This is a genomic window from Fructobacillus sp. ESL1117, from assembly GCF_058508565.1.
This window is the reverse complement of sequence record NZ_CP196385.1, coordinates 81,539-94,804: the sequence shown is the minus strand read 5'-3', so window position 1 is coordinate 94,804 and position 13,266 is coordinate 81,539. Positions and strand designations below refer to the sequence as shown.

13 protein-coding genes are annotated in these 13,266 nt (G+C 43.8%); all 13 read right to left on the bottom strand.

Annotation, left to right across the window (positions count from 1 at the left end; translation table 11 throughout):
- Window positions 1-17: 17 nt before the first annotated feature.
- Window positions 18-761, bottom strand: a complete 744-nt coding sequence (trmD, locus tag ACSYSH_RS00500) for a tRNA (guanosine(37)-N1)-methyltransferase TrmD (RefSeq protein WP_491702091.1) — start codon at window positions 759-761, stop codon at window positions 18-20.
- Complete coding sequence (gene rimM, locus ACSYSH_RS00495) at window positions 751-1,278, bottom strand: ribosome maturation factor RimM (protein ID WP_252774147.1); 528 nt, start codon at window positions 1,276-1,278, stop codon at window positions 751-753. Before rimM ends, trmD begins: the two co-directional genes overlap by 11 nt.
- 101 nt (window positions 1,279-1,379) lie before the next feature.
- Window positions 1,380-1,826, bottom strand: coding sequence for a 30S ribosomal protein S16 (gene rpsP / locus ACSYSH_RS00490; RefSeq protein ID WP_491702092.1), 447 nt, complete (start codon window positions 1,824-1,826; stop codon window positions 1,380-1,382).
- Between the two features lie 106 nt (window positions 1,827-1,932).
- Window positions 1,933-4,731, bottom strand: a complete 2,799-nt coding sequence (gene ileS, locus ACSYSH_RS00485; protein ID WP_489816377.1) for an isoleucine--tRNA ligase — start codon at window positions 4,729-4,731, stop codon at window positions 1,933-1,935.
- A gap of 271 nt (window positions 4,732-5,002) precedes the next feature.
- Window positions 5,003-5,773: a DivIVA domain-containing protein gene (locus ACSYSH_RS00480; RefSeq protein WP_252774150.1), complete on the bottom strand. Its 771-nt coding sequence runs from the start codon at window positions 5,771-5,773 to the stop codon at window positions 5,003-5,005.
- Between the two features lie 27 nt (window positions 5,774-5,800).
- Complete coding sequence (locus ACSYSH_RS00475) at window positions 5,801-6,595, bottom strand: YlmH family RNA-binding protein (RefSeq protein ID WP_489816376.1); 795 nt, start codon at window positions 6,593-6,595, stop codon at window positions 5,801-5,803.
- Window positions 6,596-6,850: a YggT family protein gene (locus tag ACSYSH_RS00470; protein WP_047974355.1), complete on the bottom strand. Its 255-nt coding sequence runs from the start codon at window positions 6,848-6,850 to the stop codon at window positions 6,596-6,598.
- A 5-nt stretch (window positions 6,851-6,855) separates the two neighbouring features.
- Entirely contained in the window at window positions 6,856-7,296 is a 441-nt protein-coding gene (locus ACSYSH_RS00465; RefSeq protein WP_252774152.1) for a cell division protein SepF, read from the bottom strand.
- A 13-nt stretch (window positions 7,297-7,309) separates the two neighbouring features.
- Window positions 7,310-8,566 carry a cell division protein FtsZ gene (ftsZ, locus tag ACSYSH_RS00460; protein WP_489816375.1) on the bottom strand — a complete coding sequence of 419 codons (1,257 nt, stop codon included), beginning with the start codon at window positions 8,564-8,566 and terminating at the stop codon, window positions 7,310-7,312.
- A 24-nt stretch (window positions 8,567-8,590) separates the two neighbouring features.
- Window positions 8,591-9,943 (bottom strand): cell division protein FtsA, encoded by a 1,353-nt coding sequence (gene ftsA / locus ACSYSH_RS00455; protein ID WP_489816374.1) that lies wholly within the window; start codon window positions 9,941-9,943, stop codon window positions 8,591-8,593.
- Between the two features lie 112 nt (window positions 9,944-10,055).
- Window positions 10,056-10,760: a cell division protein FtsQ/DivIB gene (locus ACSYSH_RS00450; protein ID WP_491706150.1), complete on the bottom strand. Its 705-nt coding sequence runs from the start codon at window positions 10,758-10,760 to the stop codon at window positions 10,056-10,058.
- 11 nt (window positions 10,761-10,771) lie between these two features.
- A complete protein-coding gene (gene murG, locus ACSYSH_RS00445; protein WP_489816372.1) occupies window positions 10,772-11,872 on the bottom strand; it encodes an undecaprenyldiphospho-muramoylpentapeptide beta-N-acetylglucosaminyltransferase in 1,101 nt (366 codons plus the stop codon).
- An 11-nt stretch (window positions 11,873-11,883) separates the two neighbouring features.
- Complete coding sequence (murD, locus tag ACSYSH_RS00440; protein ID WP_489816371.1) at window positions 11,884-13,239, bottom strand: UDP-N-acetylmuramoyl-L-alanine--D-glutamate ligase; 1,356 nt, start codon at window positions 13,237-13,239, stop codon at window positions 11,884-11,886.
- Window positions 13,240-13,266: the final 27 nt, after the last annotated feature.

Here is a 13,266-nt window from a genome sequence, read left to right as displayed (position 1 = left end):
ATGCTTACTAGTACAAATTAATCATCTGCTAATTCACTCTTAATATCATCCAATAGGTCGCGTTCTTCATTTTTAAATACCCGATTTTCTAACAAATCAGGTCGACGCAAGTATGTCTTTTTTAACGCTTCTTTCAACCGCCATTCAGCGATTTTACCGTGGTTTCCAGAAGTTAAGACTTCTGGTACGCTTAGCCCTCGAAAGTCGGCTGGTCGCGTGTATTGTGGGTATTCTAGCAAGCCATCAGCGAATGAATCACCTGCTGCCGATTCGGCATTGCCCAAGACATGGGGTAAAAAGCGCACCGTTGCATCAATCATAACCATCGAGGCTAGCTCCCCACCAGTTAACACATAATCACCCAGTGAAAGTTCCTCATCTACCAAGGTCTTGATTCGTTCATCATAGCCTTCATAATGACCGGCAATAAAAGTTAAATGGTCATAGTTCGCCAATCGCTTTGCATCCGTGTGGTCAAACTTCTTTCCAGCCGGATCCAACAAGATGACATGCCCAGCACTTTTTTCAGGACTATTTTCCTTGACAGCTTCTAAGGCATCAAAAATCGGTTGGGGCGTCAGTAACATGCCAGCCCCACCACCGAAGGGATAGTCGTCAACATTATTATGTTTGTTTGTCGTATAATCACGAAAGTCGGTCACGGCAAAATCAAGGTCACCACGGTCGATGGCCTTGCCGATAATTGATTGACGCATCGGTGCAAACATATCTGGAAAAAGGCTTAAAACATCAATTTTCATCGTCAAATAGCCCTTCCAAGACATCAATGGTAATCAGCTTATCAGCCACATTGACTTCTTTTACGACGTCATCGATCACCGGAATTAAGCCATCTTTGCCTTTGGGACGCTTCATAATCCAAACATCGTTGGCTCCGGTCGTCATAATTTCTTTGATTTCACCCATAGTTTGCCCGTTTAAGTCGACGACGGTGCAGCCAATGATTTCGTTGTAGTAATACTCCCCATCGTCAAGGTCAGCGCGGTCTGCTTCATCAACAAAGATGTCCTGGCCCTTAAAAATTTCAACCTGGTTAATATTATCAACACCCTCAAAGGTGACCAACCACATACCCTTATGAACCCGGGCCTTGGCAATCGTTTCCTTGACATATTTTCCCCGGTCCAAACGATAAATAGCTTGGCCCTTTTGAAAGCGGTCGTCCGCAAAATCCGTAATGGCTTTGATTTTTAACTCACCACGAATGCCGTGTGTATTGACAATCGTTCCAATTTTAAAGTAATTTTTTGTTTCCATACTCTCTATTATAGCAAAGCTTTGCTTATCTTAGCTTGTTCAAAAAGAAAAAAAACTACCAAATGAACTTTGGTAGTTTCCACTTTAAAAACCAGTTTGTCTTAAACCAATTCCAACAAATCAGCCTTCTTAGCTGATGCTGGGTAGTCGATACCCTGGGCGTCCAAGTATGCCTTAATTTCGGCAACCTTGTTCTTAGCCGTTGGCTTTTCAGATGAAGCAGCCGCAGCTGGCTTAGCAGCTACCGCTTTCTTTGTCTTAGCAGGCTTTTCAGAAGCTGCAGCAGCCTTTTGTTCAGCATACTTAGCCATGATTCCAGCCTTTGACAACAAATTACGAGCTGTATCAGATGGTTGTGCACCATTTGCCAACCAAGCCAAGATCTTAGCTTCGTCCAACTTTACTTCTGCTGGAACAGTAATTGGGTTATAAGTTCCCACTGTTTCGATAAAACGACCGTCACGTGGTGAACGTGAGTCAGCGATAACAACGCGGTAGAATGGACGCTTCTTAGCACCCATCCGCTTCAAGCGAATTTTAACTGCCATAATATAATTCCTCCGTATTTCTTTACTTCTCTATTATGCCAAATATAAAAAACGATGTCAAGTGTTTTTACTTGACATCGTTTTTTAAAATCCAAATAACTGATTTTTAAGCTTCAAAACCTTCTGCTAAAGCAGCTGGGTAATACTTCCGAACCAATTCAGCTTCAGCTTTTGATAATTCTGGGAAAGCTTCATCAGCTCCCAAGTCTTCGTGATAGCGACGGTCACGTGGTGACAATCCACCACGGGCCTTTTCGACTAAGACAGGCACGCCATCAAAGCTTGGCACCGTTTCCACTACCTCTTCACGATCCTTCAAGTCTAGCTGTGAGACCATCAAGATCAAACGTAAGTCTAAGTGTAAATCAGCTAAAACGTTCTTCTGATCAGCCGTCAAATACAGCGTCATGGCTGCTTCGGCATTCTTACCAACCAAGCCATCAGTTCGAGCAGCTTCGATTGCCTTGTTCGCTGCCGAACGCAATGTAAAGACTGTTTCCCACTTGACCATCATGTCTTCAGTTTCTGGCAAATCCTTTACCGTTGGCATGTCTTGCAAGTAAGCGTATTTCGTGTTGGTATGTGGGATATATGACCAGATTTCTTCAGCTGTGTGTGGCAAAACTGGCACCATTAACTTCGTTAAGGCCGTCAAAATTTCATAGAAGACAGATTGCATTGAACGACGCAAAGCGGAATCCGGCGCTTCAACATAAACCACATCCTTGGCGACATCCAAATAAAAGGCCGATAAGTCAACATTAATAAAGTTAATCAACCGAGAGTAAATTTCATTGAGACGGTAGTTATCGTAACTATCCTTCAAATCTGCTACCAAGTTATTCAACAATACCGTTGCATATTGGTCATGGGCAGCACGGTCTGCAAAGGCAACTTGGTCAGTTTCATAATCAAAGTCAGCTGTGTTTGCCAACAAAAAGCGCATAGTATTGCGAATCTTACGGTAAGAATCAGCAACTTGCTTCAAAATTTCATCTGAAACCGGCATATCCTGGGACGTATCAACTGAGATAGTCCACAAACGCAAAATTTCAACACCAAATTTGTTCCCAACATCCAATGGTGAAATCGTGTTTCCCAATGACTTTGACATCTTGTTGCCCTTACCATCCAAAGTAAAGCCTTGTGATAGCAAGTTCTTGTAAGGCGCCTGGCCCGTTACAGCCACAGAAGTAATCAATGAAGAGTTAAACCAACCACGGTACTGGTCAGATCCTTCCAAATACAAATCAGCAGGATAGTCCAATTGAGGACGTTGCCGCATCACCCCATTCCAAGAAGAACCGGAATCAAACCAAACGTCCATGATATCTTCTTCCTTCTTGAAGTGGCCATTTGGTGAATGTTCGTTCGTATAACCTTCTGGCAACAAGTCCTTAGCTTCACGTTCAAACCAAACATTTGAACCGTGCTTTTCAACCAATTGGGCAACATGTTCAATAATATCAGCATCCAAAATCGCTGTTCCATCTTCTGCATAAAAGATTGGTAATGGCACCCCCCAAACACGTTGACGAGAAATGACCCAGTCTCCACGACCAGCAATCATGTTATGCAAGCGCTTTTGACCCCAAGCTGGGAAGAAGTTAACCCCATCAATTTGGTCCAAAATATCTTTTCGGAAATTATCAATTGAAGCAAACCATTGCGGCACAGCTCGCCAAATAATTGGCTTCTTTGTTCGCCAATCAAATGGATATGAGTGAGTAATCTTTTCCTTAGCCAAGAACAACCCGGCATCCGTCAACTTAGTGATAACCGTGCCAGTGACATCATCATAGAACCGACCTTCAAAATCGGGGCCCGCATTCTTGGTCATGTTTCCCTTTTCGTCAACCGTCACAACAACATCTAAGCCGTATTCCTTTGAAACATTGTAATCATCTTCACCAAAGCCTGGAGCCGTGTGGACCAAACCAGTTCCAGAATCCAAAGTAACATGGTCGGCATTCATAACCACTTCTTCAGCATCAGCGTCCCAAGGATGGTAAGCCGTAATCTTATCCAAGTCTTGGCCCTTATATGAATCCAAAACTTCGTAATCTTCCCAGCCAAACTTTGGTGCAACCGTTTCCAGCAATTCCTTGGCTACAACATACTTCTTGTCTTGACCAGTTGGCTTCACCAATACATAGTCAAAATCAGGGCCCAGGGTAATTCCACGTGAAGCAGTAACCGTAAATGGTGTCGTGGTCCAAACAACCAAGTAAGTGTCGCCATCCAAGATTCCCTTGCCATCCTTAACGCGATTCGCATAGAACAATGAAGTTGACTTGATGTCGTGATATTCAATTTCGGCTTCCGCCAAAGCTGATTCGGATGACCATGACCAATAGACAGGTTTAGCTCCCTGGAAAATGTAGCCCTTCTTGGCCATCGTGCCAAAGACGCGTAACTGTGCGGCTTCGAATTCAGGTTGCAAAGTGATATATGGGTGATCCCAATCAGCCATAATCCCCAAACGCTTAAAGTCATTGCGCTGCTTGTCAACTTGCTCCAAAGCAAAATCCTTGGCCAGGTTGCGCCATTCACTCTTTGGCATTGACTTACGATCATGACCAGCCTTTGTTAGCTGCTGTTCAATTGGCAAACCGTGTGTATCCCAGCCAGGAACGTAAGGTGCATAGTAGCCGTTCATGTTCTTGTAGCGGACAATAATGTCCTTAGTAATCTTATTCAAGGCGTGACCCAAGTGAATGTTACCATTGGCGTATGGAGGGCCATCATGCAAGTTAAAATGTGGCTTTTGCTCGTTTTGTGCCAGTCGTTGTTCATAGAGGTTGTCATCATACCAACCTTGTTGCCGTTCTGGCTCCGTTGTTGGCAAAGAGCCTCGCATCGGAAATGCTGTTTTTCCTAAATTCAATGTGTCTTTATACTTCATAAGAGACTCCTTTCAATAAACGAAAAAACGTCCTGTGCCCAAAAATTTGGGACAACAGGACGTTTTTTACGTGGTACCACCTATCTTCCGCTAACCATCGGTTAACGCTCTAACTGGCGATAACGGGCCAAGCCGTCAAACTTACTCTTAGTTCAGTTTGATTAAGGGTAAGGGATGTAAAAAAGCTGAGGGAATGACCATCTTACACCAGACATGGCTCGCTAACAATATCAACTTTTTCAAACTGGCTTACACCGTTAATAAATCATTTTTACTTTGGTTGCCCATTTTCAGGAAAAACGACCACTGTTGGATCTGCAACTTCCGCTTCTACCTCAACTGTTTCACTTTCAGCAGGCTTCTCCCCTTCACTAGGTTCGATTGGACCTTTAGCAAAACTTGGGACTTCTTTAATGTCGGTTGGCAACGGCTTTTCTTCAGTACTATCCTGACTAGTTGGTGCTGAAACGACTGCTTTCGAGGCAGGATTCAACCAATCGTTCGTTTCAGCCAAAACCTTTTCCGATAATTCAGAAGCAGGTAACTTGTCAACTGCCTGTGATAATTGTCCCTGCTCAAGCAAAGCTTTTTGTTGGTCAATCAGTGACAGGAATGATTGCCGGAAACTATCAACTCGCTGACGCAAGCGGTTTTGTTCGTCAATTAAATCAACATTCTCTTGCGCCAAACGGGCAGATTCAGCTTCAGCTTTTTGATGGGCTTCATCAACAATTTGCTTGGCTTCATCTTGAGCATGGGTCAATTGCGACTTCACTTCAGATTCCGTCTCAGAGCGCAAACGTGAGGCAGCGCTTTGGGCAAACATGATTGATTCGTTCACTTGATCACGTTCACCTTCGAGCTCATCAATACGGTTTTGTTGCTGACGATTTTGTTGTTGTAATTTCTCAAAATCAGCCAATAAGGTACGGTAATCATTATTGACTTCATCCAAGAAAGAATCAACTTCGCGTGCGACATATGCCCGTGATCCCTTTCTAGTGAATTCATGGTTTAAAATCTCATCTGGTGTTAATGCCATCTTATCTCTCTGCCTCCCGAATTCATCTCATCGATGAATAATATTAAAAACTGCTTTGATTTTATCCTTTTTGCTCTGCCCTGACAAGCTTTCTAAGCAAATTCTTCCATATTTTCTCACTGAAATCACATCTTTTAGGGAAATTTGCCGATCAACCTGATCACTAACAGTCCAATTAACTTGCACAGAGCCACTGGTAACTAAAGCTTGTGCTTTTGCACGTGCCAGTTTGAATGCAGCTGCTACAACCACATCAAGACGCAACGAGTTGACTAAGAGAAATTGATCTTGGCCATCTTCTTCCTTTTGAAAGGCGTGCTCGAAGCTAATTGTTTGCCAGTCGGTCTTAACCTTGCCAATGCGACCAATCTCTTGGCGAATAAAGCCGACTAATGGCTGGTCAACCGCTAATTGAACTTGCCCTGCATCTTCTTTAACCACGATATCGCCAAAGCCTGACCGATCGAGTCCGGTGTGTACAAGTGCACCTAGGATGTCTTTATGGCGCAGGCTGACAAACTTAACCGGAAAGGTCAATTCTAACAAAACTAGTTGAAAGTCACTTTCCTCAACCTCATAAAAATCAGGCGCAATCACGATTCGCTTTGATTCAGCTTGGTCAAAAATCCCGTCTTCCAACATTTTTAGGCCTGCATGCTGATTCACCAGCGTTTGCACAATGTAGCGCTGTCGCGGATTTAAAAATTTGGTCAGAACTAATCGATAGTCGATTTCTGCCTGATTTACCCAGTCGAGGGCTTGCTTCACAAAATCGCCCTCACTTTCGTGAAAGTGCTGGGCGATAGCCTGCTGATTACTCATTTAAAAGAACCATGCCAAGGCATATTGTGCCAAATCCAAGACGATAAAAGCGATTAATGGTCGCAAATCTAAGATGCCAATTGGTTTGATAAAAGAGAACCATGACAAATATGGCGTCACAATTTTCCCTAATTCACGGCCAAACCATGTGTTATAAGCACCTGGAAACCATGACATCAAAACATAGACAATCAGTGCATAAGAATAAATCTTAAGCAGCCACGCAATAATCGTGACTAGTAGTAGTCCAAACATAAATATTAATACCGACCTTGATTATCAAGGTTTTCACTCATAGAGCCTGCTACTTCATAAGTTGAAGGTGTCAACAAGAAAATTTTCTCACCAACTCGTTCCATCGAACCCGAAACAGCATAGACAGCGCCGCCAATATAATCTAAAATTCGCATTGCTTGTTCCTCTTCCAACTGGGAAAAGTTAACAATCACAGCATCACCTTCAATCACTTGACTGGCAATTGCTCGTGAATCAGCGTAAACCTTTGGTTCAAAAAGAGCAATGCGACCTTGCGCAACTCCAGCAGCTCCAGTTTGATTCTGATTTTTAAATGCGGTCATTTGCTTGTTTGCTGCAGGCTTTTGCTTTTGAACAGGTTGTTGCTCAGGTGCCTCTTCATAGCTCTCTTCTTCATAATAATCATCATCGCCCGAAAAAAGGCGCTTAATCCCATCAAATGCCATTAGTCAATCCCCCTTATCGTTTCTTGAAGAATGGTGGCTGATCATCATCTTCGTTTGACAAGTCTAAATCAATATTTTGGTTAACCGGCTCAACGGGATCAAAAGCTTTCTTTTGAACGCCATCGAACTGACCTGTTTGGTTACTTGGCCGTTTGCTAGTCGTGATATCCCAATTTTCAAAGGGATCATCCTTACCAGGCACGCTCTGATTTAAAGACTGGTCTTGACCAGTTCGAGCAAAAAGACCATTTTGCTCTGACTCATTTGTTGATTTGTCTTGTTGAACGGAACGTTTGAGGGGTTTGACACCACCCGCTTGCAAACCGGTCGCAATCACCGTAATTCGAATTGAATCGCCTAAGTCTTCGTCAACAGAAGTTCCAAAAATAACGTTAACGTCGCGACCGGCTTCTTGGTTAATCACATCAGCAGCAGTCTGAGCTTCGTACAATGACAAATCAGGACCACCGGTGATGTTCAACAAAACATCTTCAGCACCAGACATATCAACTTCGAGTAATGGTGAAGAAATGGCAGCCTTCGTTGCATCACTTGCACGGGATTCACCATTGGCAACCCCAACACCCATCAAAGCTGGTCCAGCATCTTGCATAACTGTTTTCACATCGGCAAAATCCAAGTTAATGAAACCAGGATTGGTAATCAACTCTGAAATACCACGAACACCTTGGGCAACAACGTCATCGACAATCTGAAAGGCTTCCGACAATGGTGTCTTCAAATCGATGCGGTCCTTGAGCTTTTCGTTTGTAATCACAATCAAAGAATCAACGGATTCAGATAAGGCTTGTAACCCTTCTACCGCATACTTTGATCGCTTTGGCCCTTCCCATGAAAATGGGCGAGTAACAACAGCGACCGTCAAGGCCCCCATTTCTTTAGCCGCCTTAGCGACGATTGGAGCAGCACCATTTCCGGTTCCACCACCCATTCCGGCTGTCACAACAACCATATCGGCACCCTCTAGGGCTGATTTAATTTCTTCTTCAGATTCTTCAGCTGCCTTGGCACCACGCTCAGGATTTGAGCCGGCACCAAGTCCACCAGTTAATTTCGGTCCAATTTGAACCTTTTGACGAGCCTTTGATTTATCTAAGGCCTGGACATCAGTATTGGCAACAATAAAGTCAACCCCTTGGATGCCTTCGTCAATCATATGGTTGACCGCATTAGATCCACCACCACCAACACCAATGACCTTGATGATAGCGCCGGCTTGATCCTGCGTTTCGTCGATTGTAAAATCCATGAAAGTTACTCCTTTGGGAATGTTTTATTCGTTGTCGTCTGGTTCTGCAAACAAGGAAGCGAGCGTTGACTTTACTCGTGAAAATACTCCTGGTTTCTTTTCAGCTGGATCGAGGTAAACCCCTTCCTCGCCTTGTGCTTCAATGACATCATTATCACCATCGTCAACCAAGTGATAATGGCTGGCTTGGTCCTTTGCCGCTTCTTCCACCTGTTGTCCCATCAGGACTGCCTTGATTTCCAAGGCTAAGTTACTTTGGAAAGCTTGATGGGAAGCATAGGCAAGGGCTCGGGCGAAGCTCGGATGACGCAAGCCAATTTGTGTTGGCTGTGCAACCTGAACATTTGAACCAAAATGTTCTTGAGCCTTAGCAAGAACTCCAGGTGTTGCTGCGTTGCCACCAGTAATGAGAAAACCACCCGGTAATTCTTCAGCACCAATGGCTTGTAACTGCTGGTCTAGACGATCAAAAATTTGGTCGTAACGCGCTGCCATAATTTCAGACAGATACTGTTCGTCAACCGCCTTTTTTTCCGTTAAGCCAACGGCATTCACATAAAATTGCTGCTTAGCCGATGCCTGGTAAGGGTCGGCTGACCCATATTTTTTCTTAACAGATTCAGCCTCATCAACACTAATACCAAGAACTGTCGAGATATCCTTAGTAACCTGGATACCACCCTCATAATCCACGGTCATATACTTTACCTTGTGATCATGGACGACAGAAGCAGTTGACTGGCCACCAGCTAAATCAATTAGAATCGCGCCAAAGTCTTGTTCAGCGTCATTTAGAAAAGCGGGTGCCAAAGCAATTGGTGCTAAAACCAGTGACTGCATCTGTAAACCAGCCTTTTTAACAGCGGTCTTAATCGTGTCAACGACTTTACTTGGTGCCAAATAAGCTAGTCCTTGGACTTCCAAACGAACACCAATCATATCGGTTGGATCTTTAATACCATCAAAACCATCAACAATAAATTCGTTTGGTAAGAATTCAACAACCGTTTGGTCTTGAACTGAAAGCGAATCGAGGGCTTGATGTGTCACATTGACGACATCTTGATTCGTAATTTGTTTATTTTGATTTTCAATCGAAACGAGCCCGGTCACCGTTTGGATGTCCACATGGTTAGCTGGTAAGCCAACAACCACCTCGTTAACTTCAATATTTGCCTTTGCAGCAGCCTGTGAAACTGCTTGTGAAATGGCCTCAGCCGTTTGGTTGATGTCAACAATCACGCCACGGCGTAAACCAGCACCAGGGGCACTGCCCGTAGCAATGACGTTGAAGCGACCATTTTCGCTTTGGGCAACGACCACTTTAACCATGGTTGTCCCGATATCTAATCCAACTATCACGCCATCTTGGGTCATGCAAATCTCCCCTTTTTTAATAAAAATTTAGAAACTAAACCTAAAAATAATCTTATCATATTATACCTTACTCTGGTAGGGCTTAGAGCCAATTTATGAGCAAGTTTTTTCATTATGAACCGTTATATGGATATGAGTATGATCCATATTGCAAATCAACAATCCCAACTGTCGACATTTGCGCTGCAATCCCAGCATAATATTGCATTTTATCGGCCAATGTATTCTGAGTTGCATAAACCGTATTGCCGTCATTCATTGACAATACTAGTTTATCGCTATTATTTGTATCTGGTGCAAATTTAATCTCGCCAATATCCTGACGTATTGGTTTATCCAAAGAAGAAACTGCCCTAGCAACCCTTTTAATCCGGGTCACAGAAGAAAAATCAGTATAGACGGGTCCCTGACCATCAACTTGGTTGATTTTGCTTTGATTTCCGGCTGAATCGAGTTGATACCATTGTTCACCCTTCTTTAGAAAACCGGCATTAATTTTCTCACCTGCTTCAATTGAAACCGTGCTCTTTGTTAATGAAATTTTCACCTGCGAAATTTTATCGTTACTTCTTTTTAGTTTTTGTTCTAAAAAAGTTTCTTGAAAGAAAACTTGGTAACGGTAATCACCGGGCTTAATCCCCACTTCTTTTTCAATTGTCTCAGATGGGATATTGCCAGCATCAACATTAACTGTCGTAATTTTCACCCAAGGTTGCCAAATCATTAAAATGGTTGCGATTGCTGCCAAAAAAATAAAGGACACGGTGGCACTGGTCCATCTGGGATTCATTCGCATTGTCATTTTAATTCTTTGCAAGGCAATTACTCCTAGTCTTTGATGACTGATTTGATCAAGCGATAGAACCGGTCACCGGCATCGGTGATCCCAACAGCTGCTGCTTGAGCCTTCATGGCTTCTGCCTGTTGGTCGTTTAATAGCAAAGCATCCGCAGCCTTGACCAAGGATTGGCCATTAAAATCAGGTTCCTTAATCGACAAAGCAGCTCCCGCTTCCACCAAGGCACTCGCATTTTTAGTTTGGTGGTCACCCGTCACAAACGGCGATGGCACCAAAATAGCTGGTAGACCAAGAGCCGTTAATTCGGCAATCGATGTTGCCCCTGCCCGAGAAACCAAAACATCCGCCTTTTTCATCACAGCTGGCATGTTATCAATATAAGGCAAAACCTTAATATGATCGCCAAGTGTCAGGCCCCGCTCTTGCAACAAGCGGTTAAAGTTATCAATTCGCTTTGGTCCGGCAACCAAGACAACCTGGTAAGGACGGTCATTGAATGTTGAAATCGCATCAAGAGTCGCTAAGTTAATGGCTGGTGCACCTTGTGACCCCCCAAAAATCAACAACGTCTTTTTGTCATCCTCTAATCCATAACTCGTCCATGAAAAATCAGATTGAAGGTTCGCAACTTCCTGAGCTCTGGGATTACCAATCACCGCTGTTTTATCAACCGGGAACTGGTCCTTAGCTGCTTCAAATCCCAGTCCAATTTTGGTTGCATTTTTAGCCAAAAACTTGTTGGTCACACCAGCAACTGAGTTTTGCTCATGAATGACCGTTGGGATGCCCATTTGTTGGGCAGCATATAAAACAGCACCGGAAACATAACCACCAGTACCAACAACGACATCCGGCTGAAAGTTCTTTAAAATTTTCTTAGCAGCAGCAGTGGCCTTCAAAAATAAATAAATCGTTTTAAAATTGGTTAACGAGAGCGAACGCGAAAAACCTTGGACTTCCAATTGCATAAAAGGCAAGTTTGTCTTTGGCACGATCTGCTTTTCAACCCCACGGAAAGAACCAATATACAAAAATTCGGCTTCCGGTTCCTTTTTCTCAATGATTTTGGCCAAAGCTAAGGCCGGATAAATATGGCCTCCCGTTCCACCACCTGATAACACTACTTTCATCTTTGCTCTCCTTACCCAATCTGCAAACTATTTTTTAAGGCTTGTTCGTAAGCATCCCCACGAATTTCAAAATTAGGATATTGATCCCAAGAAGCGGCGGCTGGTGAAAAGAGAACTACTTCTCCCGGCTTTGCCATTTGGACAGCCAATGGTGCCGCTTCTTCGACCGATTTGACAACCGTTACCGGTAAATTCAAAGAATTGGCCAAAGCCTTCACCTTATCGTGCGTTTCCCCAAAGGCAATTACCTGACGAACATGCTTTAGGTCTGGGGCCAAGCGAGACAAGTCATCCCCACGGTCTAGTCCCCCGGCCAGCCAAACAACTGGCTGGTGAAAGGCAGATAAGGCGGCTTGCGTCGCTTCAATATCAGTTGCCTTCGAATCGTTATAATACAAGACACCCTGCTTTTTAAACAAGAATTCCAACCGGTGCTTAACGCCCGAAAAGGTCTGCAAAACATCAACGATGCCTGCTGGGTCAGCACCCGCAACCGTTGCTGCCGCGGCTGCCGCTAAAACATTTTCCAAATTAGGTTGGCCAACAAGCTTAACATCTTTGAAAGGCATTAGTGTTTGTCCTGCAAAAATGAGATCATCGCCACGTTGATGAGCATAGGCCGCTTGGTCTTGATCATCAAAGAGCAATACCTGAGCTGCTGTCTTACTTTCAATTAGTGGCGTATCTGGTCCCTGCCCATTTAAAATCAGAATCTGATCAGGCCGCTGGTTCTCTGTGACGTGAATCTTTGCCGCTAAGTAAGCCGTTCTCGTATGATGGAAGTCTAGATGGTTTGCAAAGACATTGGTAACCACGGCAATATCAGGCTGAATCATTGGAATCCCAACTAATTGGAAAGAAGACAATTCTAAGACAAGCGTATCTTCCTGCTTCATCGGACCAATAACCTGACAAACTGGCGTTCCAATATTACCAGCAACAACGACTTTCCCCTGTTTTGGATCGGCTTGCAGCATCTTGCCCAAAAGCGTTGTGGTCGTCGTCTTCCCGTTTGAACCGGTAACAACAATCAAACGTCCAGTAAAAGTCGACAAGGCAACAGCAACTTCAGTCAAAATCGGGATCTTCAACCGCTCCGCTTTTGCTAGCAATGGTTGTTCATAATGGATACCTGGATTTTTAACGACAAAATCAGTTCCTTCGGCCAAAGATTCTGCTTGGTCGTTTTCCAAAAAGACAACACCGGCAGCTTGCAAGGCTTTAAAATCAGCGTCTTCTTCAATTTTGTCCCGATTGGCAACTGTGACTTGTGCACCAAGTTCTACTAGACGCTTGGCAGCGGCCTTCCCTGATTTGGCCCAACCCAACACTAATACTTGTTTGTTTTTAAAATTTAACTCTGCCATACCCTTCTCCTTTTTTCTTGAACACAC